This window comes from Aliidiomarina sp., assembly GCF_022565475.1.
Lineage (GTDB): Bacteria > Pseudomonadota > Gammaproteobacteria > Enterobacterales > Alteromonadaceae > Aliidiomarina.
Window position 1 is genome coordinate 29404 of the sequence record NZ_JAIUMR010000001.1, and the last position, 19860, is coordinate 49263.

The window sequence follows — 19860 nt, forward strand, 5'->3', positions numbered from 1 at the left end:
TTGCAATGCTTTATTTAAGGTATTCTTATTTTGGCCGTGGAACGGTCAAAATAGTGCCTAACGTTCCATATTGATCCGCACCGAGGCGTGCCAATGGGTCGATCGCTTCAGCCGAAATTGTGACTCGTTTCGAACGCTGACCATCGGCTTTTACGCGTTCTTCGACAGAGACAGCGGAATCATCGACATAGAGTTGTACGACTTCGCCAAACACTAACGTTTGCGGTGCACCGGGAATTTGCTGCAGTGCATGGAGCTTACAACCGAAAGCGATTTTGCAGTCGCGTAAGCGTGGTAATGGAAAATCACCAAACGGAACGGTAACTAAATTAGCGGTCGTTAACTCTGATTCTTCAGCAGGTAAACTGCGCGAACTCTCTGTTACGTCTGTAGCCTGTGCGGCTGAAGCAATATGCACCACGAAGTATGGTTCTTGATCAATGTTGACCTTGGTGTCTTTGCCTAAACCTGGCGCTTTGTCACCGACTGAAAACATGATTAAAGGTGGCTTTGACGACACTGCGGTGAAATAGGAAAACGGCGCAAGGTTGAAGTGCCCATGCGCATGTTTCGACAATACCCACGCCACAGGGCGTGGGATCAAGGTTTGTGTCATTAGATGATAAATTGCGGTGCCACTTTCCTCAGCAAACGGAATAATCATTTAAACTTACCTTCTCTTAGCGCTTGAATGCGTTTTTCTAAAGGTGGATGCGTCATCATGAGTTCACCTTTCGCTAATTTGCCTTTAATCCCAAATGCGAGCAGCCGATCATCCAGTTGCGACTCGCGCCCTTGCGATAATCGTTGCAGCGCAGCAATCATTTTCGGCGCGCCGACAAGGCGAGCAGCTCCTGCGTCAGCGCGATATTCGCGTTGGCGTGAGAAATAAAAGACAATGAGGCTCGCTAATGCACCAAAAATAATTTCAAAGAGAATCACTAAACCAAAATAGGCAAAGCCACGACCTGCACCACCCTGTTGATTACCCCGTAAGGCATTGTTAACTAACCCAGCAACTACCCGAGCAAGGAAAATAACAAAGGTATTGACGACACCTTGTATCAAGGTGAGGGTCACCATATCGCCATTTGCAACATGGCTCACTTCATGAGCAAGCACGGCTTCGACTTCGTCTTTAGTCATATTCCGCAGCAATCCGGTGGAAACCGCGACGAGTGAATCACTCTTGCTCGGCCCAGTGGCGAACGCGTTCGGTTCCGGTGAATCGTAGATAGCAACTTCCGGCATTTTAATACCCGCTTGTTTGGCTTGGCGTGCCACCGTTTCCACTAACCAACGTTCTGCATCATTACGCGGTTGGGTAATCACTTGCGCACCTGTCGAGCGTTTGGCCATCCATTTCGAAATCCACAACGAAATAAACGCCCCGCCAAATCCAAATAGCGCAGCAAAGATGAGTAAACCTTGATAGCTGCCGAAATCAACGCCAAACACGGCCATAATAATATTCAGCACAATGCTGAGGACGACAATCACTGCTAAGTTTGTCGCCAAAAAAAGAACCACTCGTTTCATACATTACCTCTCAACAGACTGCCACGATTTACGTTATGATATGGGGAGAAAGGCTTAGTAATTCAAGCGCTTTACCACGACATTAGAGGGAAAAACGCGATCATGCGCAAATTATTATTGATGAGTAGTTCAAAATACGCAGATACGGGCTATTTGGAGCACAGTCGCCCGTGGCTTTTGGAGCATTTTCGTGAGCAGACGTCATCTGGTTCTGAAATACTATTCCTTCCTTATGCTGGTGTCACCATGACAGCACAGGCTTACAGCGAAAAAGTCAGCCACGCACTTGCGCCAGCTGGATTAACCATTCGCGGTATTGAAGGTTATGCGGACCCTCGCGCTGCGATACGCAATGCTAAGGGCATTTTAGTCGGCGGCGGCAATACGTTTGTGTTACTGCAAAAACTCTATGAACTTGGCTTGCTCGATTTGATTCGCAAACAGGTCATAAACGGAACGCCCTATGCTGGCTGGAGCGCGGGCGCAAATATCGCAGGTTTATCCATTAAAACTACAAATGACATGCCGATTGTCCAACCACCCTCGTTTACGGCCCTGCGTCTCGTCAATATGCAATTGAACCCGCACTACTTCGATCAACATCCACTAGGTTTTCATGGTGAAACGCGCGCGCAAAGACTAGCCGAGTTTATGCAACTGCACCCAGCAACAAGTATTCTCGGTTTGCGCGAAGGAACTGCACTGGCGGTCGAAGGTTCGCGAGCACAGCTACTTGGCGATGCTCCGGCAATGTATTTTCGTGATAGCCGCGCAAGGGAACTCAACAGCCAGTCCGATTGCAGCTTTATGTTGTGATAGCGTACTCGCGCTGGTCAATCAGCTGCCTGCGACCTGCACAGTCCGTTCGGCAGAATTGTGTAGGTCTGCAGGCGTTAAATTCAACAATTGGACTAAATTTGATTGTCGTAACCAAACTTCGCGGTCACCCAAACAGGTTAAATAAGGCAACTCGGCTAATAACGGCGCTTGTATCCGTTGTTCAAGTGCTTTTAGGTTCGCGCGGTAGGCCATCATGGGTGCAGACGTCGGTTTGTTTGCTATCCAGCCACGTAACTTTAAACCCGCTGCGCGAATGGCTTGCTCAGTCAGCAAAGCGTGATTGAGGCACCCAAGCTTCATACCCACGACAAGGATTACTTCTTGCTGGGTTTGTTGCACAAAATCAGGAAATGACTCAGTTGCATTCAACGGAACACACCAACCTCCTGCGCCTTCGGTCAAAAATACGTCACTTTTTTGTTTTTTAAGCGCATGCCAGTGCTTAGCAAGTTCCGCCACAGTAACATTCACGCCGAACTGTTCCGCGGCAATATGCGGTGCTATTGCGGGCGCTAGGGCTACTGGATTCACTTCTTCATACGGAAGCTTTATGGTCGCAGCGGCTTGTAACTTTAAGGCATCACTATTGCGCAGTCCTTCTGCGGTAATTTCACATCCGGCAGCCACGGGTTTCATCGCAATAGTTTGCAAGCCCGCACGTGCAAACAGTTCGAGTAATAGCTCGGTGACCGATGTTTTCCCGCAATCGGTATCGGTCCCGGTGATAAAAAAGCATCTTGACATAACATTAACTCACTTATGAACAGGCCGATGAATAGCGCTGTGCCGACATTCTTATTCTGCGGTAAGAACGAAGAAACCGATATGATAATGAAGGGGTAATCCCTTAGAGGTTCGAAAGCCTTCGTAATCCTGACGCAATTTCATCAGATTACTGCGATTAAGCCGCGAACTTTGCCCATGAGCATTGTTCGTTACCGGCTGCGCATGAGCGTCAGCACCGACGCCGCTGATGCTTTTTACCACGGCGTTCACATCGGGATAATAGCTGGTCACCTGCTCTACCGTGCACGCTAACGACTTTAATCCGCAATTCGAAACCGCTCGCTGCCACGTTGCAAACTCGGGATGGCGGCTCTGTTCACGCCCCATGAGTTGACGCAAGGGCTGTAGACTTTGCGGTAACACAACCGATACCAAAGCATACCCATTTGGAGATAAGACACGGGCACATTCGCGCAACACCGCATCAGGGTTTTGGCACCATTGCAACGCCATATTGGAGTAAATAACATCAACCTGCGCCGCCGCAAGTGGCAATTGCTCAGCATCCGCGCAAATAAAGTCCCGCGAACATGGCGGAGCAATGTTCTCGATTCGCTGTTGAGCGACGTCCAGCATAGCAGCGGCTATGTCGACGCCAATATAATGACTTGTTGGTCCGAAACCAAAATGCTCGTGCAGACGATGTTGCTGGCTGCCTGGACCACAACCTAAGTCCAGCAATCGCAGCGGCTGCTGCAAGGTGCCGTGGCGAGCGGCCAACGTCAACAAGCGCTCTGCCACCTGATCCTGCACCTGACAATGGTTTTGGTAGCGTGCGGCAGCGCGACTAAAGCGGTTTGCCACTGCCGTTTTATTGTCGATACATAACATCAGCAAGTTCTCGATCGTTGTGCAAACAGTTAACCAAACAGCTGATAAATCGATCTAAGTCAGAACTGCTGTGATTTGCCCGAATGGATACCCGCAGACGGGCGGTGCCCTGCGGCACGGTGGGCGGTCGAATAGCGATGCAGTCAATCCCCTGTTGTTGCAAAGCCACGGCTAAACGCAGCGCATGGTCATTTTGCCCAACAATCAAGGGTTGAATAGGATGATTATGGGTACAAGGCGTGAGTCCAGCGTCTCGTAACATGCGTTGATACTCGCTCACGTTTTTTTGCAGCTGCAGGCGCAGTTCCGGAGTAGACCTGAAACGCTCAATTGCAGCCAGGATTGCGACCGCTTGCGCGGCAGAAAACGCAGTGCTGTAGATGAAATGCGAACAACGCTGCAGGCACAAATTCGCTACGTCTGCGCTCGCTCCAATAAAAGCGCCGCCGATGCCGCATGCCTTGCCGAACGTTGCTGTCAGTATATCGATGTGTTGGCCATGGACGTCATCGCGCACGCCACGACCACCGTCGCCGAGAATACCAAAGCCATGAGCGTCATCAACCAATAAGACGCTGCCAAACCGCTTTGTAATTGGGGTGATTTCGGCGAGAGAAACACCATCGCCGTCCATACTAAAAACGCTTTCCGTCACGACGACGGTTGCTTCAGCTTGCTGTGCAAGTAGCGATTGCAAATGGGCGTAGTCGTTATGACGAAAACGACTCGAGCGCCCCGCCTGTACCGCATCATAGAGCGATGCATGAGCAAGACGATCGAGTACCGGGTACAAATTTACCGTTTGTAGTGCTTGTAATACGCCACTATTCGCTGCAAACCCTGAATTAAATAAAAGCACACGCTCCATATCCAGCCAATCCGCAAGATACTCTGCTAAGGCATGATGTGCGGTGCTATAACCCCGCACCAAGGGGCTCGCAGTTGCGCCACAACCCCATTGTTTTAAGCCCTGCTGATATGCTGCAAGTACCTCTGTATCTTGGCTCAATCCCAAATAATCGTTGCTGCAAAAGTCCAACCGCCCCCTGTCGACTTGTTGCAATTGTCGACGCCGCTGCTGTATATCAGCCTGCTCAAGTGTTTGCCGAATAGCTTCACGATACATTTGACTCAACACCTACACGTGCAAATTCGCATCAGCCAGAGCCGCCTGTGACTCTTTTGCTGTCGCATCATAATAGAGCGGCTTGGCTGCTTCTGGCCGCAAACCTAAACGGGCAAAAAGCGCTAAATCATGGTTTGCTTCGGGATTTCCAGTAGTCAGGAGCTTTTCACCGTGAAAAATAGAGTTGGCACCGGCATAAAAACAGAGTGCTTGTAGCTCATCGTTCATGGTCTCGCGCCCGGCCGATAGTCGAACATAGGAGGTGGGCATTAAAATCCGTGCAACGGCGATACAACGAACAAACTCAAACGGGTCTAAATCATCAACTTCAGCTAACGGTGTTCCGTCGACTTTGACTAACTGATTGATCGGAACACTTTCCGGCGGAATTGGTAAATTGGCCAACTGTTGCAATAGTCCTACGCGATCCGATTGTTCTTCACCCATGCCAACAATCCCACCAGAGCATACTTTCATACCCGCCGAGCGAACATGCTGAAGCGTGTCCAATCGATCTTGGTAAGTGCGCGTGGTAATGATATCGCCGTAGAATTCAGCGGAGGTATCGAGGTTATGGTTGTAATAGTCTAATCCTGCAGCTGCAAGTTCAGCTGCTTGCTCTGAAGAAAGCATGCCAAGCGTCATGCAGGTTTCCATACCAAGCGCTCGAACGCCTTGAATCATGGCATTGAGCTTCGGCATGTCACGCGCTTTCGGATTCCGCCATGCCGCGCCCATGCAAAAGCGCGTGGCACCAGTTTCTTTCGCTTGCTGAGCGGCGCTTAATACCTGCTCAACCTCAGCCAGCGCTTCTTTTTCTAAACCCGTGTCATAGCGAGCGCTTTGCGGGCAATATTTACAATCTTCAGGACAGGCTCCGGTTTTAATCGACAGCAAGGTACTGACTTGCACCTGTGTCGGGTCAAAATGCTTGCGATGGGTGGTATGCGCTTGGTGAAGAAGCGCGAATAATGGCAACGCAAAAAGCGCTTCAATTTCTTGTCGTTGCCATTTTTTGATTGAGTTTTGCGCAGAAGTCATGAGCTAAAGTCCAACATTTGCCTGAAAAGATGTCGACTAGCTTAATTCGGCCACGTAAACTGTCAATATAAATTCAATTACAAAGTTTACATTTGGCTATTATATGAACACCGCTTCAGTTGATCTCGAATTTGACCAACGTCATTTATGGCATCCTTACACCTCATTGACGAACCCTCTACCCACCTATCCGGTAACGAGCGCTTCTGGCGTTTATCTGTACCTCGAAACAGGTGAACAGCTGATTGATGGCATGGCTTCGTGGTGGTCAACGATTCATGGCTACAATCATCCGCATTTGAATGCCGCGTTACATCAGCAAGTGGACACACTCGCGCACGTGATGTTTGGTGGCCTCACCCATGCGCCAGCAGTCGAGCTCGGCAAAGCGTTAGTTGCGTTAACACCTGAGCCACTCGATGCTGTATTTCTTGCTGACTCAGGTTCAATTGCGGTCGAAGTCGCAATTAAAATGGCGATTCAATTTCAGGTCAGTCGTGGTTTGCCGAAAAAAACAAAACTTGCCACCATACGTCAGGGCTATCACGGCGATACCTTCGCTGCCATGTCGGTTTGTGATCCGATCAACGGCATGCACGAATTGTTTCGTGGCATTCTCGCCGAACATTATTTTCTTCCTAGCCCCGAAATTCGGCCCGACCAAGATTGGTGTGATCGTGAACTTGATGCTGCTCGCCAATTGTTATCCACTCAACACCAAACAATAGCTGCGTTTATTCTCGAACCCTGCGTGCAAGGCGCCGGTGGCATGCGCTTTTACCACCCGAATTATTTGCGTGGTATCCGCGAGCTTTGTGATCGCTACGATATACTTTTGATAGCTGATGAGATTGCAACTGGATTTGGTCGCACCGGCAAGCTGTTCGCGTGTGACCACGCCAACATCGCACCGGACATTTTGTGTGTCGGCAAAGCACTCACCGGCGGGTATATGACGCTTGCGGCAACGCTGACCACACGCCATGTAGCAAATACCATAGGACAAGGCCCCGGTGGTGGTCATTTAATGCACGGCCCAACATTTATGGCCAATCCCCTCGCCTGCGCAGTCGCCCATGCAAGTTTACAGCTAGTGGCCGGCGGCGCGTGGCAGCAACAAGTGAGTCGCATAGAGCAGCAGCTGCGCGCTGAGCTCTTACCGCTCAACGGTCGCGTTGGCGTGCGCAATGCCCGTGTATTTGGCGCAATTGGCGTCGTCGAAATGGAAGACACGATTGATGTTGCCAAAGCACAACTCGGATTTGTCCAACGCGGCGTTTGGATCCGACCATTCGGCAAGCTTTTATATATCATGCCGCCCTACTGCATCGAACCTAACGAACTCAGCCAATTGACCGCTGCGATGGCCGCATTTGTCGATCAATGCGAGCTCGATTAATCGTCTGCAGCCGTTGCGCTGATTGCCGCAAGCAAGTAAGATTAGCGGCTGATTTTATCTTTAATAAAGGCGACGTTTGCGAAGCTTTTTTCGCACTGTTTAGCCTCACAGGCTCGTTTCGGAGAATTTGTTACATGACAATTGCGGTGATTAAAGATGTTCTCGGCGGCAACTATGCGGTCGGCGACACAGTGACAGTCCGCGGCTGGGTGCGTACCCGGCGCGACTCGAAAGCAGGAATTTCCTTTATTAACGTGCATGATGGTTCATGTTTTGATGCTGTCCAAGCAGTTGTCCCTAACAATTTACCGAATTATAGTGCGGAAGTGGTGAAATTGACGACGGGTTGTTCTGTGATTATCTCAGGGCAAGTTGCCGAGTCGGCGGGTCAAGGGCAAGCGTTTGAACTGCAAGCTGACAACGTTGAAGTGGTCGGCTGGGTCGAAGATCCGGACACCTATCCGATGGCACCAAAGCGTCACAGTATGGAATATTTGCGCGAGTTTGCTCATCTGCGTGCGCGGACCAATATCACCGGCGCCGTAACCCGGGTTCGTCACTGTTTAGCGCAAGCAGTTCACCGTTTCTTCCATGAACGCGGCTTCTATTGGATTAGCACGCCAATTATTACCACCAGCGACGCTGAAGGCGCGGGTGAGTTATTCCGTGTGTCGACGCTCGATTTGATGAATTTGCCTTTAACTGATGAAGGCCGCGTCAACTTTAAAGAAGACTTCTTTGGTAAAGAAGCGTTCTTGACCGTGAGTGGTCAGTTAAACGTTGAAACTTATGCCTGCGCCCTGTCCAACGTGTATACCTTCGGCCCTACGTTTCGTGCTGAGAACTCGAATACCAGTCGTCATTTAGCGGAATTCTGGATGATTGAACCGGAAGTCGCATTTGCCGATTTGGAAGATGTCGCTAAGCTGGCTGAAGAAATGCTCAAATACGTGTTCAAAGCCGTTTTAGCCGAACGAGCTGACGACATGGCATTCTTTGCTGAGCGCATTGACAAAGAAGCAATGAATCGTCTGCAACACGTGATCGACAATGATTTCGTCCACATGGATTACACCGACGCGGTAGAAATCTTGAAAAACTGTGGGAAAACCTTCAACTATCCCGTGGAATGGGGTACTGATTTGCAATCTGAACACGAACGTTATTTAGCAGAAGAACACGTTGGTGCACCGGTTATCTTGAAGAACTACCCGCGTGACATCAAAGCCTTCTACATGCGTCAGAATAGTGATGGTAAAACCGTTGCCGCGATGGACGTGCTCGCCCCCGGAATTGGTGAAATCATTGGCGGTAGCGCTCGGGAAGAACGTTTAGACTTACTTGATCGACGCCTTGAAGAAATGCAATTGCCGAAAGAAGAATATAGCTGGTATCGCGATTTACGCCGCTACGGCACCGTGCCGCATGCTGGTTTTGGTTTAGGTTTCGAACGTTTGGTCGCATATGTGACCGGTGTTCAGAATATTCGTGACGTGATTCCATTCCCGCGTTCGCCGAACAACGCAGAATTCTAATAGGCACCTATCAAAAAAAATCCCCGGCTTAGCACCGGGGATTTTTTTTGATCGGGTAACCATTTTACAGACGAATTTCTAAACCCGTCTCGTCGCAGGCATGTTTCCGTGGGCAGAATTCGCAGTCTTTCATGACTTTTTCTGGCCAGCGACTTTTATCCGCAATTTCAAAGCCAAGTTTAGCGAAGAAAGCCGGTGAACGGGTTAACGCAATCACTCGCGCAATACCGAGATTACGCGCTTGGTCGAGCAAGAACTGAACAATTTCAGCACCGAGGCCCTTGCCCTGCAACCCTTCTCGCAATCCTAAGGATCGCACTTCAGCTAAACCTGTGCCATACACGTACAGTGCACCACAACCGACGACGTTGCCATCGATCTCCGCAACTGCGAAGGTATGAATCGCTTGCATAATGTCTTGTTCTTGGCGCGGTAAATGCTCGCCTTTGCCCGCCCAATAGCGAATCAGATCTGCAATCGCTGGAACATCAGTTAAGCGAGCTTGGCGGATATGGGTCAGCGCCGCTGCATGCGCTTGATAGCGCAAACGAGCGCGTCGTATTGCACCTTGGACACGAACCGGTGCTGTGCCGCCTAACGCACTGCGACGATTCATCCCCGCAGTCAATGCGAGTGCCGGATAAACATCCTCATCAATCGCCTGACAAACCGCCTGCATGGTGGCCAGTGGCAGTGCTTCCAGCGCGCATTGCTGACTGATCGCCCGTAACACGAGTTGACCACTCAAATCATGCGCATCACGAAACGGAATCCCTTTACTCACCATGTAATCGGCAAGATCGGTAGCGTTACTATAACCAAGCATCGCGGCCGCTTCAGCTTTGGCCAAATCAACACTTAAATAGGGAATGGCGTACGCGGCAATCGCTAAGCAGCGTTGCCATTGCTCAAGTGCATCGAAAAAGCCTTCTTTGTCTTCTTGCATGTCTTTGTTGTACGCCAATGGCAGGCCTTTGACCGTCATTAACATCGCTTGTAAATGACCCGCTACACGCCCAGTTTTACCGCGAATCAGCTCAAACACATCGGGGTTTTTCTTTTGTGGCATGAGCGAGGAGCCACTGGAGATCTGGTCACCTAACAAAAAGAATCCGGCTTCGCCCGACGTATAAAAGACGATATCCTCGGACAAACGTGATAGATGCACCATGCCGATACTCGCAACCGACAGCAATTCAAGTACAAAGTCACGATCAGAAACCGCATCTAAACTGTTTCTTGCGGGTTCACGAAGATCAAGCTCTTTCGCAATCGCTGATCGATCGATCGCAATTCCGGATCCCGCTAACGCGCCACAACCCAACGGCGCGATCATGGCGCGATCGCTTGCTTGCGATAGGCGATCAAAATCACGCTCAAGCATTTCAACATAGGCTAACGCCCAATGGGCAATCAATACCGGCTGAGCCCGCTGTAAATGGGTGTACCCTGGCATCACCGCATTTTCATAGCGCTCAGCAAACTCGATCAAGGTATTGATCGCTGCAAGGATCTGTTCACCGATTAATTTTGCTTTGGCGATCGCCCATAAGCGTAAATCTGTCGCCACAAGATCGTTGCGCGATCGTCCGGTATGTAACTTTCTCGCCACGCGTCCAATTCGCTCCTGCAGCTCCGCCTCTACCCAGCTATGAATATCTTCTGCGTTAGATTGAAGCGGCAATTTTGGATTCAGCGCCACGTCCTTCGCCAGTTCATCAAGGCCATGCAGTAAATGCTGCTGTTCTTCCGACGACAACAACCCCTCACCTGCTAACGCATTCACCCACGCCTGACTGGCTTGAATGTCATAAGGTGCAAGCACATAGTCAAATTTTAGTGAATCGTTAAAGTCACGAAACTCAGCAGCACTGCCCTGCTCGAAGCGGCCGCCCCACATACTCATGCTAAACCCCCTTGTTTCAATGCACGGATCCGGCTAGCTAAGCTAAACAGCCGGATGAAACCTGCCGCATCTTTTTGTTGGTAGACTTCATCTTGTTCAAAGGTCGCAAATGCTTCTGAATATAGGCTATAAGGTGATTGACGCCCCAAGACGGTAATATTGCCTTTATACAGTCCAACGCGCACCGTACCGGTCAATTTACTCGCGAGCACGGCGACAGATGCAAGCAAGGCTTCGCGCACGGGTGTGAACCACTGGCCATCATAAAGTAAATCTGCAAGTTGCTGACCGAGCTGATGACGTAAGCGTTGACAGGGACGGTCATGGACTAATTCTTCAAGGCCACGCAATGCCTGATACCAAATTGCACCACCGGGTGTTTCATAGCAGCCACGTGATTTCATGCCAACAAGACGGTTTTCAACAATGTCGATTCGGCCGACACCATGCTCAGCACCGATGGTATTGAGCACGATCAGCGCTTCCGTTTGTGAGACGCCAGTGCCATTAATCGCGACAAGTTCTCCAGAGTTAAATTTAAGTTCAACAACTTCTTCTTTATCCGGCGCCTGTTGCGGTGAATTACTTAACGTCCACACTTGCTCACTCGGTTGTTGCCATGGATCTTCTAGCTCGCCGCCTTCATGGGAGATGTGCCATAAATTCGCATCACGGCTATAGATTTTTGTCGCCGACGCCGATGTTTTAATATCGCGTTCTGCAAGGTAATCCAATAGTTCTTGGCGCGAGCGCATGTGCCATTCCCGCCACGGTGCAATAATTGTCAGGTGCGGCGCTAAGGCAGCAAACGTGCTTTCAAAACGGACTTGGTCGTTGCCCTTGCCGGTACAGCCGTGACACACAGCATCGGCGCCAACCTCAAGCGCGACTTGCACTTGTGCTTCAGCAATGACTGGACGCGCCAAGGCAGTGCCGAGAAGGTATTGTTCTTCATAAATCGCACCAGCCTGCATCGCCGGAGAGATCAATTCATTGACGAACTTATCTTTTAAATCGACGACATAACACGCCGACGCACCTGACTTTAAGGCTTTTTCTTCAATGCCTACGAGTTCTTCGTCACCTTGTCCGACGTCAGCGACAAAGGCGACGACTTCGCAATCGTAATTCTCTTTCAACCAAGGAATAATTGCCGAGGTGTCGAGCCCACCTGAATAGGCCAAAACAACTTTTTTAACGCTAGTATTTAATTTGCTCATGAGTGGCTAGACTCCTCGAATAGATGATGAATAACTGCTTTTTGTACATATAACCGATTTTCTGCTTGCTGCAACACGGCACTGATAGGACCGTCCATAACTTCATCGGTAATCTCGTCATTGCGATGAGCCGGTAGACAATGCATCACGGTTGTTGCTTGTAATCGTTCGACTAATTGTTGATTCACTTGATAGGCACTAAAAATGCGCTTTGTCTCCGCATAGTCGCGACTATCGCCCATCGATAGCCAGGTATCGGTGTAAATAACATCAGCGTGTGGAACGGCATTCAGATCAGTACCCAGCTGAATTTTATGTGCTGGATAGCGCTGATTAAGTTCGCTTAAAAACTCAGCTTGCGGGCCAAACCCTTGCGGGCAGATGACCGTGAGTTTCAAATCCAGTGCGGCCGCGCCGACCATGAAGCTTTGGCAGACGTTATTTCCTTCGCCAACGTAGAGAATATCGACGACTTTCATGTCTATCGGGTAACGCTCCTGAATAGTTAACAAGTCCGCTAAACTTTGGCACGGGTGGTGTTGGTCACATAGTGCGTTAATGACTGGAATATTTGCGGCGGTTAACGCATGCAGCGTTTCGTGCTTGAATACACGCGCAACAATACCGTGTGTCCAGCAGGCTAAATTGCGGGCAATATCTTCCACTGATTCACGTTGCCCCGGCTGCACCATTTGCGCATCAAGATACAAGGGTTGTGCACCGAGTTGATTAATTCCCACCTCAAAACTCACCCGTGTGCGCAAGCTCGGTTTTTCAAACAACATGGCGATTGACTTGCTCTTCAAACTATATTGAAAACTTGCGGGATGCGCTTTCATATAGCCTGCTAAGGTCAATGCGTGGCGGATCTGCTCGGCCGTCAGATCAAATAAAGACAATAAATGCATAATAGTTCTCTTCGAATGGGTTCGAACGATAGATTTAGAATGAGTTTAAACGCGTATATGGGTGCCTAAACGCTCACCCCGCAACAAAGCGATTACAGTCTGAGCATCAGCCCACCCAGCAATCGCGGTGCTTCGTCGTGAACGCTCGGCCGCAAGAATGGCAGCTTTCAGTTTCACCTGCATACCACCTTTTATGAAGGGTTCAGTCAACAGGACGCGTGCTTCAACGAGTGATAGTTCGTTGATCGGATTCTGCTGAAGATCAAGAATTGCGGGTACGTCACTGAATAAGAACAGTTCAGCTTGCAACAACATGGCAATAGCCGCTGCTGCATAATCTGCATTAACGTTACGCAGTTGAAACTGATCATCGATGCCAATCGAGCTGATGACCGGGCAAAAGCCTTGGGTTAAAAGACAATGGATTAACGCCTCACCGGTCGTGTTCTCAGTGGCTTCTGTTTTCGGTTCACCTACTAAACCGAGGCTCGGTACCGGCTCTAACCCACACAATGGACCGTCAGCGAGGCTCAAACCAACAGCAGAAATACCTGCTTTCTGCGCCGCGGCAACCAAGGCTTTATTGGTAGTACCGGCAAGGGCACCAACAATAAGATCGATTTGCTCGGCTGAAGTGACGCGCTGACCATCAATCTTAGTGCTGCTGAGTCCGGCTTGGTGTAACTGCTGATCGACAGCATTGCCACCGCCATGAACGATCACAACCAATTCTCCACTGGCTTTTACGGCCGCTAAAAAGTTCGCCAATGCGGTTTGATTTTCAAGAATCGCACCGCCAACTTTAATCACCTTAACGGCTTTAGAGGACGATAACATCAGGCACCTCCACTCAAGCCAAGGTGGCGTTCAAAGCCGGCATTGACAGCTAAGCCACATACCCGGTTTGCCGCCTGCACCGCCTGACTTGCCGCACCTTTCAATAGATTGTCTAAGGCCGCGATGACAATCAGTTGTTGCTCCTCAACGGCGACAAAAATATCGCAAAACGGTGTGTGTGCCACATGCTGTACAGCCGGAGGTTGCGCGACAAGACGAACGAAAGGCTGTTGCGCATAAGCTTTTTGATAAACCGCATGAACTTGCTCGGCGTTGACCTGCGGGCGTAACTGCGCCACGCACGTTGCAACAATTCCACGTGGGTATGGACCAATTAGGGGGGTAAAAACCACATCTCGCTCTAAGTTATTGGCAATTTCCGGCCGGTGGCGATGTTGAAACACACCATAAGGTTGCACACTCACTTCGCAAAATGACGTGCGTAAGTTGGCCGCTCGACCAGCACCTGATACGCCACTGATCGCAGTGATCACGGGCACAGATGCTGGTGCAAGCAGACCGCTCTCACAGACGGGTAATAAGGCTAAACTCGCTGCTGTTGGGTAGCATCCGGGAATGCTAAAGAGCGGTAGCTGACTGAGTTCTTGCGGAAACTCGGCGAGCATATAATTCGCCAATGGTAGAAGTTCTGGTGCCGGATGCGTAAAACCATAGGTTGCCGCAAACTGTGCCGCGTCTTTGAAGCGAAAAGCGCCGGATAGATCGAATACCTTTATATTTTGTCCAATCAGCACTTTGGCAAGTTCTGCACTGGCTTCATGTGGGAGCGCTAAAAAGGCAACATCGATGTCGTTCAATGCGGTAAAGTCGCCGAGAAAAGGCTCGATGAGCAGGTTTGAACGCCCAGCGAGTTGTGGTGCAAGCGCTGCCCAAGCAACCGTTTGTGCACGTTCAGAGGCGTAAGCTTTGACCACCGTAAAGTGTTCATGATGTTGTAATAATGCCAACAATTCGGAACCGCTATAGCCACTGGCGCCAAATACAGCGACGCGTAATGGAGACTCCGGTTTAGTATTGAATTGCTGCGAGGACTCTGCTTTATACATGAATAATCATTCAACTACGATAACTAACGACCCGCTTAGAATATCGTAAGCGAGTCGAATTAGTCAATATAGTTATGCGTATAAAATGATTATTTATTCATTATTAGCGTTGAATGAAGATGCTTTTATCTTTCTTCGGTTTAATCGGAGTCGGTACCGCAGGTGTGCCGACATAAAGAAAGCCAACAATATCGTTGTCGATTGAAATTCCGAGTGCTTGTTTCATGTGATCAGATTCAGCATAAACTCCAGTTCGCCAAATTGCACCAAGTCCTTGCGCAAACGCCATTTGCTGCATCGCCATGGTTGCACAAGCCGCACTGGCATATTGTTCCTGTCTTGGTACTTTCGGCTCATCACAATAACGTGTTGTGACAACAATTAAGCACGGCGATCGCAACGGTAATTGCGCTGCCCTCGTCTGCTCGGCTTCACTTAATCCTTCCAGATTCGCCACGGCAACGAAAATCTCACTGAGTGTGTGTAATGCTTCGTGCTGAAATACATGACATTCATACGGCGTTAGATTCATATGATCGGGCACACGTAAAGCAGCCGCCTCAAGCAAGGCAAGCTGATCTTGAGTGGGTCCAGGTGCGACCAGACGCGGCATAGACGAACGGTTTAACAGAAGTTCTACTGCTTTCATAATCAGTTCCACAACTAACAAAATAGAGTTGCTGTTAGCAACGTCGGCTATCACAGCATCGATACATTAGCATTGGAATAGAATTGTTACAAAAGACCGCTTCGCATAAAGCGTTTAAATGGTTAAACTATCACCAAACAACAACAGCGTGGACCCATAAAAATGAAATTTCTAGCCCGCATACTTCGCCCTATTTGGAACTTCATCAATACGGTGCGCCGTATTATTCTTAACTTTATTTTCTTTGTTCTGGTCATCATCATTGGTGTCGCCCTCTTCAGTGGTGACAAAGAACCAACAGTTCCCGATGGTGGCTTGTTGGTGCTCAATCCATTTGGCATCCTCGTTGAAGAAGCGTCCTATTTGTCACCGAGTGATCGCTTTTTAGCCGAAGCACTCGGCAATTCACCAATTCCAGAAACCAGTCTGCATGATTTTCTTGCGGTAATTGAACACGCCGCCAACGACGACCGCGTGGCCGGTGTTGTCCTCGACCTGCGCTATTTCTGGGGCGGTGGTATTAGCAAGATGGAAAAAGTGGCGGAACAACTTGAACTCGTTCGCGCGGCCGGTAAACCCATTATTGCCCACGGCAATTCCTTTGGTCAGTCGCAGTACTTTCTTGCAAGTCAGGCCGATACGATATATCTAAATCCGCAAGGTGCTGTCAGTGTGGAAGGTTTTCACGCCTATCAAACTTACTTCAAAGGCTTGTTTGACAAGCTCCATGTAAAACCGTACATCTTCCGCGTCGGTGATTTTAAATCTGCAGTTGAACCCTACAGCCGTATGGATATGTCAGAAGAAGCAAAGGAAGCCAATCAAGAGTGGATTGACGGTCAATGGCAACTTTACCTTGCTGGCATCACCCGTCATCGTGACATCGCTCCTGAATTGCTAAGTGGCCAAATGGACGACTACCTGCGTTTGTTTGCAGCAGCTGACAATAGCCAGGCACAAATGGCATTGGATGCTGGTTTAGTGGATGAATTAGCGCATGCAGAAGCAATCCGCAACGCGCTGATCGAAATCGGTGGCGCGAATGATAATGGCAATGGTAACAGCTATCGGCATATTACTTGGCGTGATTATATGCGCGTGATCGATCGCGAGAACGTTATCAAGAAGCCGGACACTCGCCCAGAAGTTCGTGTCGTATTTGCTGCCGGTACTATTTTAGATGGTCGCCAGCCACGTGGCACGGTTGGCGGAGAAAGCCTCTCGGCGGAACTTCGCCGCGCACGCCTTGATGACAATGTAAAAGCCGTTGTCTTACGGATTGATAGCCCAGGCGGCAGTGCATTTGCGTCAGAGCAAATTCGTCAGGAAGTCCTCCAGTTACGCGAAGCCGGGAAACCTGTGGTCGCTTCTATGAGTTCTGTCGCTGCCTCAGGTGGCTATTGGATTGCTGCTGGTGCCGATGAGATTTATGCAACGCCTGCAACAATCACGGGTTCAATTGGTGTCTTTGGCATGTTCTTGTCGTTGCAGGAAACATTAGCGCAAGTGGGTGTGTATACCGATGGCGTATCCTCCACTGAGTTCCCCTACATAAGCATCGAACGCGATCTCAATGATGCCGCGCAGGAAGCGATTCAACGTGGCGTTGACCGGATTTATGACGAATTCTTAAGTCTAGTTGCTGAGGCTCGCAATATGACCGTGGCGGAAGTCCATGAGGTCGCGCAAGGTCGTGTCTGGACAGGTAGTCGTGCTCTTGAATTAGGTCTTGTCGACGCCTTAGGTGAATTAGAGGATGCGGTCATCGCCGTCGCTGCGCGCGCCGAGCTTGAGGATTACCAGGTCACCTTCCCGACGGTCGAGCTCACGGGGATGGAAGCCTTGTTGGCTCAGATTTTCGACACCAGCGTGAAGTTTGCGCCAAACCTGTTTAAAACGAAATCGCCGACGTTGCTCGAGCAAAAAGTGTTAGAATTACGCCGCGAGGTTGAGGCGTTAAACGAGTTTAACGACCCTAATTATATTTATGCACGTTGTTTAGAGTGTAAGGTCTATTAGTGGCAGAACGAAAAAAGAGAATTTATATCGCCTATACAGGCGGAACCATTGGCATGATGCGTTCGGCACATGGATATGTGCCGGCGCCGGGCTTCCTTGCTGAAAGTATGCAAGGTATGCCGGAGTTTTATCGACCGGAAATGCCAGAGTTTACGTTATGCGAATACTCGCCTCTGATGGACTCGTCGGACATGACGCCGGCAGATTGGCAGCGAATCGCTGAAGACATTCATCGGCATTACGATGATTACGACGGTTTTGTTGTACTCCATGGTACGGATACCATGGCTTACACAGCGTCAGCGCTATCCTTTATGTTTGAGAACCTTGGCAAGCCTGTCATCGTGACAGGCTCGCAAATCCCGCTTGCTGCATTGCGTTCTGACGGTCAAACAAATCTGCTGAATGCATTGTTTTTGGCAGCACATTACCCCATTCATGAGGTGACATTATTCTTTAATAATCGACTGTTCCGTGGTAATCGAGCCACCAAAGCCGATGCTGATGGCTTCGATGCCTTCGCATCGCCGAATTTTCCGCCGCTACTTGCTGCGGGTATCGAGATTGAATTAATCGCCGGCGATGTTGAACCCATCCGCAACCAACCCTTAGTCTTATCGCCAATTACGGCCCAAGAAATTGGTGTCGTAACCTTGTATCCAGGAATGCGTGCGGAACTGATTGATAATCTCGTACAGCACCCGGTGAAAGCGATTATTTTACAGAGTTATGGGGTTGGTAACGCACCGCAGTCTGGTGCGCTAATTAAAGCATTAAAACGAGCAATTGAGGCCAACATCATCGTCTTAAATTGCACTCAATGCTTCAAAGGCACTGTCAACATGCAAGGCTATGCGACGGGCAATGGCCTCGCCGACATTGGTGTCATTAGCGGTCACGATATGACGATTGAAGCTGCGCTTACGAAATTACATTATCTCTTGAGCACACAGGCAAATTTGGCCGAAGTTAAAGCGCAACTGGCTAAAAATATTCGTGGCGAACTTAGTAATAACTAACTAACAATCAAAGATTTAGGAGCTTGAATAGTCGGAATCTCTAATTTTATGAGGTAAAACTGGACAACCTTGGCAAATTGTCTATTCTTAAATTAACCCTTGATTGTTTTTTGGGCACACTGTTCGCAGTTTGGTTAAATCGTCTGTGTTCGGCAAGCTCGATTTTTGTTGTCCCTGACGATGACGAACAGGAACAATTTCTCTTGCGGCCAGCAACGAACAGATGCTTTGCGCAATGTTTAGCGAACACCCTTTGCTAGACACTTCCCCTAAGCTCGAAACGCCCCCCTTAGTTTCGAGCTTTTCTTTATTTCGAATTAAACTAAAGCGGTGCGTTCAATACGAAATAAATTGTAGAAATTTTCTCGTGTTTTCGCCGCGACTTCTTCTACATCTAATCCTTTTAAGCGGGCGACCGTTTCCGCCACGTGCTTCACATATTGTGGATGGTTTTCTTCGCCACGATGAGGAACGGGTGCAAGCCAAGGTGCATCAGTTTCGATTAACAAACGTTCGATAGGCACACGTTCAACGACCTCACGCAATTCGGTCGCGGAGCGGAAAGTAACAATGCCGGATATCGAGATATAGAAACCCAAATCAAGTGCCTGCTCCGCCATTTCCAATGACTCTGTAAAGCAGTGCATAACGCCACGGCAACGATCTGCTTGACCTTCACGTAACATCGCAATTGTGTCTTCGCGCGCGTCACGGGTATGAATAATCAGCGGTTTGTCGACCTGATTGGCAATCTCAATGTGCTTCGCAAAACTCGCTTGTTGTTCAGCAATGTGCTCCTTGTCATAGTAATAATCAAGCCCGGTTTCACCGACCGCAACGACATCGTCGCGTGCGCACATGGTTGCGAGCAAAGGAGCGTTAAAGCCATGTTTGGCGACATATAAAGGATGAATGCCACAGGAATAGCTAACCCGTTCGTGGCGGCCGACAATACCTTGCATCTGCTCGAAATCATCGAGGGCAACACCAATACAGAGCAAATGCTCGACGCCGGCGGCTTGGGCATCTTGGATGACCTGCTCAACACCAAGTTCAGCGGTAACTTTCAGTTTATCAAGATGACAATGTGAATCTACAAACATATTCGATTTTACCTTACTTGCTGTATACAGTGCCC

The 19860-nt window shown here is 49.4% G+C and carries 18 protein-coding genes; 5 read left to right on the plus strand and 13 right to left on the minus strand.

All coding sequences use genetic code 11. From position 1 onward, the window contains the following. Nucleotides 1–25: 25 nt before the first annotated feature. Nucleotides 26–664: a flavin reductase family protein gene (locus tag LAT77_RS00140; RefSeq protein ID WP_290562512.1), complete on the minus strand. Its 639-nt coding sequence runs from the start codon at nt 662–664 to the stop codon at nt 26–28. Next, nucleotides 661–1539, minus strand: coding sequence for a protease HtpX (gene htpX / locus LAT77_RS00145; protein WP_290562513.1), 879 nt, complete (start codon nt 1537–1539; stop codon nt 661–663). The genes LAT77_RS00140 and htpX overlap by 4 nt, the downstream gene beginning before the upstream one ends. 102 nt (nt 1540–1641) lie before the next feature. On the opposite strand from htpX, the gene pepE reads away from it, so the two are divergent. Then, on the plus strand, nt 1642–2355 hold the full coding sequence (pepE, locus tag LAT77_RS00150) for a dipeptidase PepE (RefSeq protein WP_290562514.1): 714 nt from the start codon (nt 1642–1644) through the stop codon (nt 2353–2355). 21 nt (nt 2356–2376) lie between these two features. On the opposite strand, the gene bioD is transcribed toward pepE, so the two are convergent. From bioD to bioB, 4 genes are read right to left on the minus strand one after another with little or no spacing between them, the layout of a single operon-like run. After that, nucleotides 2377–3123: a dethiobiotin synthase gene (gene bioD, locus LAT77_RS00155; protein ID WP_290562515.1), complete on the minus strand. Its 747-nt coding sequence runs from the start codon at nt 3121–3123 to the stop codon at nt 2377–2379. Nucleotides 3124–3174: 51 nt separating this feature from the next. Further along, nucleotides 3175–3996, minus strand: a complete 822-nt coding sequence (gene bioC, locus LAT77_RS00160; RefSeq protein ID WP_290562825.1) for a malonyl-ACP O-methyltransferase BioC — start codon at nt 3994–3996, stop codon at nt 3175–3177. Next, nucleotides 3977–5122, minus strand: coding sequence for an 8-amino-7-oxononanoate synthase (locus LAT77_RS00165; protein ID WP_290562516.1), 1146 nt, complete (start codon nt 5120–5122; stop codon nt 3977–3979). Before LAT77_RS00165 ends, bioC begins: the two co-directional genes overlap by 20 nt. Before the next feature lie 12 nt (nt 5123–5134). Then, nucleotides 5135–6163 (minus strand): biotin synthase BioB, encoded by a 1029-nt coding sequence (gene bioB, locus LAT77_RS00170; protein WP_290562517.1) that lies wholly within the window; start codon nt 6161–6163, stop codon nt 5135–5137. Between the two features lie 103 nt (nt 6164–6266). On the opposite strand from bioB, the gene bioA reads away from it, so the two are divergent. Both bioA and asnS read left to right on the plus strand, forming a co-directional pair. Next, nucleotides 6267–7562, plus strand: a complete 1296-nt coding sequence (gene bioA, locus LAT77_RS00175) for an adenosylmethionine--8-amino-7-oxononanoate transaminase (RefSeq protein WP_290562518.1) — start codon at nt 6267–6269, stop codon at nt 7560–7562. A 134-nt stretch (nt 7563–7696) separates the two neighbouring features. Next, entirely contained in the window at nt 7697–9097 is a 1401-nt protein-coding gene (gene asnS / locus LAT77_RS00180) for an asparagine--tRNA ligase (protein ID WP_290562519.1), read from the plus strand. A 64-nt stretch (nt 9098–9161) separates the two neighbouring features. On the opposite strand, the gene argH is transcribed toward asnS, so the two are convergent. The 6 genes from argH to LAT77_RS00210 form a co-directional block, all read right to left on the minus strand. After that, a complete protein-coding gene (gene argH, locus LAT77_RS00185) occupies nt 9162–11003 on the minus strand; it encodes an argininosuccinate lyase (RefSeq protein WP_290562520.1) in 1842 nt (613 codons plus the stop codon). Further along, entirely contained in the window at nt 11000–12223 is a 1224-nt protein-coding gene (locus LAT77_RS00190; RefSeq protein WP_290562521.1) for an argininosuccinate synthase, read from the minus strand. Before LAT77_RS00190 ends, argH begins: the two co-directional genes overlap by 4 nt. Then, nucleotides 12220–13134 carry an ornithine carbamoyltransferase gene (gene argF / locus LAT77_RS00195; RefSeq protein ID WP_290562826.1) on the minus strand — a complete coding sequence of 305 codons (915 nt, stop codon included), beginning with the start codon at nt 13132–13134 and terminating at the stop codon, nt 12220–12222. The genes LAT77_RS00190 and argF overlap by 4 nt, the downstream gene beginning before the upstream one ends. Nucleotides 13135–13176: 42 nt before the next feature. Then, the gene (argB, locus tag LAT77_RS00200) at nt 13177–13968 is read right to left on the minus strand and encodes an acetylglutamate kinase (RefSeq protein WP_290562522.1); all 792 of its coding nucleotides are present in this window, start codon (nt 13966–13968) and stop codon (nt 13177–13179) included. Then, on the minus strand, nt 13968–15035 hold the full coding sequence (argC, locus tag LAT77_RS00205; protein WP_290562523.1) for an N-acetyl-gamma-glutamyl-phosphate reductase: 1068 nt from the start codon (nt 15033–15035) through the stop codon (nt 13968–13970). The genes argB and argC overlap by 1 nt, the downstream gene beginning before the upstream one ends. Before the next feature lie 103 nt (nt 15036–15138). Next, nucleotides 15139–15684, minus strand: coding sequence for a nitroreductase family protein (locus tag LAT77_RS00210; RefSeq protein ID WP_290562524.1), 546 nt, complete (start codon nt 15682–15684; stop codon nt 15139–15141). 162 nt (nt 15685–15846) lie between these two features. Between LAT77_RS00210 and sppA the strand changes: the two genes are divergently transcribed. Then, complete coding sequence (gene sppA / locus LAT77_RS00215) at nt 15847–17703, plus strand: signal peptide peptidase SppA (RefSeq protein WP_290562525.1); 1857 nt, start codon at nt 15847–15849, stop codon at nt 17701–17703. Next, entirely contained in the window at nt 17703–18722 is a 1020-nt protein-coding gene (gene ansA, locus LAT77_RS00220) for an asparaginase (RefSeq protein ID WP_290562526.1), read from the plus strand. Before sppA ends, ansA begins: the two co-directional genes overlap by 1 nt. A gap of 317 nt (nt 18723–19039) precedes the next feature. Here the strand turns inward: ansA and LAT77_RS00225 are convergent, their stop codons facing one another. Further along, nucleotides 19040–19825, minus strand: a complete 786-nt coding sequence (locus LAT77_RS00225; RefSeq protein ID WP_290562527.1) for a TatD family hydrolase — start codon at nt 19823–19825, stop codon at nt 19040–19042. Between the last annotated feature and the right edge of the window lie 35 nt (nt 19826–19860).

Bases quoted from the DNA above. Each gene is read 5' to 3' on its own strand.
- argH (WP_290562520.1), bottom strand. From the start codon at position 11,003: ATGAGTATGTGGGGCGGCCGCTTCGAGCAGGGCAGTGCTGCTGAGTTT.
- asnS (WP_290562519.1), top strand. From the start codon at position 7,697: ATGACAATTGCGGTGATTAAAGATGTTCTCGGCGGCAACTATGCGGTC.
- LAT77_RS00165 (WP_290562516.1), bottom strand. From the start codon at position 5,122: ATGTATCGTGAAGCTATTCGGCAAACACTTGAGCAGGCTGATATACAG.
- LAT77_RS00140 (WP_290562512.1), bottom strand. From the start codon at position 664: ATGATTATTCCGTTTGCTGAGGAAAGTGGCACCGCAATTTATCATCTA.
- bioA (WP_290562518.1), top strand. From the start codon at position 6,267: ATGAACACCGCTTCAGTTGATCTCGAATTTGACCAACGTCATTTATGG.
- bioB (WP_290562517.1), bottom strand. From the start codon at position 6,163: ATGACTTCTGCGCAAAACTCAATCAAAAAATGGCAACGACAAGAAATT.
- LAT77_RS00210 (WP_290562524.1), bottom strand. From the start codon at position 15,684: ATGAAAGCAGTAGAACTTCTGTTAAACCGTTCGTCTATGCCGCGTCTG.
- bioC (WP_290562825.1), bottom strand. From the start codon at position 3,996: ATGTTATGTATCGACAATAAAACGGCAGTGGCAAACCGCTTTAGTCGC.
- argB (WP_290562522.1), bottom strand. From the start codon at position 13,968: ATGTTATCGTCCTCTAAAGCCGTTAAGGTGATTAAAGTTGGCGGTGCG.
- LAT77_RS00190 (WP_290562521.1), bottom strand. From the start codon at position 12,223: ATGAGCAAATTAAATACTAGCGTTAAAAAAGTTGTTTTGGCCTATTCA.
- argC (WP_290562523.1), bottom strand. From the start codon at position 15,035: ATGTATAAAGCAGAGTCCTCGCAGCAATTCAATACTAAACCGGAGTCT.
- bioD (WP_290562515.1), bottom strand. From the start codon at position 3,123: ATGTCAAGATGCTTTTTTATCACCGGGACCGATACCGATTGCGGGAAA.
- pepE (WP_290562514.1), top strand. From the start codon at position 1,642: ATGCGCAAATTATTATTGATGAGTAGTTCAAAATACGCAGATACGGGC.
- sppA (WP_290562525.1), top strand. From the start codon at position 15,847: ATGAAATTTCTAGCCCGCATACTTCGCCCTATTTGGAACTTCATCAAT.
- LAT77_RS00225 (WP_290562527.1), bottom strand. From the start codon at position 19,825: ATGTTTGTAGATTCACATTGTCATCTTGATAAACTGAAAGTTACCGCT.
- htpX (WP_290562513.1), bottom strand. From the start codon at position 1,539: ATGAAACGAGTGGTTCTTTTTTTGGCGACAAACTTAGCAGTGATTGTC.